Below are 244 nucleotides of genomic sequence, written 5' to 3'. Positions count from 1 at the left end.
GACCTGATGCCGAGCCGATTGTGGTGAAGTGGATGATCCTATGCTGTCGAGACAAGCGGCATTCCAACGACGAACTACGCCAGCGCTTCGTGGACATCTGCGTGCCCCAGGCCGAGTCCCTGGGCCTCACGCTCCCGGACCCGGACCTGACGTGGAACGAGCGGCGCGGCCACTGGGACTTCGGCCCCATCGACTGGGACGAGTTCCGCGAGGTCCTCAAGGGCAACGGCCCTTGCAACGAACA

Annotated in this window: 1 protein-coding gene; it reads left to right on the top strand. The window is 64.3% G+C overall.

The window, feature by feature from the left end; all coding sequences use genetic code 11:
* Window positions 1-244, top strand: a 244-nt coding sequence (locus F1003_RS19120; protein WP_202913938.1) for a Phenylacetic acid catabolic protein, incomplete at both ends; no start/stop codon positions are given.

Source organism: Winogradskyella ouciana, from assembly GCF_009709615.1.
In the GTDB taxonomy this organism is placed as follows: Bacteria; Bacteroidota; Bacteroidia; order Flavobacteriales; family Flavobacteriaceae; genus Winogradskyella; species Winogradskyella ouciana.
The sequence above is the reverse complement of the archived record's forward strand: the minus strand, read 5'-3'. Positions and strand labels throughout refer to the sequence as shown.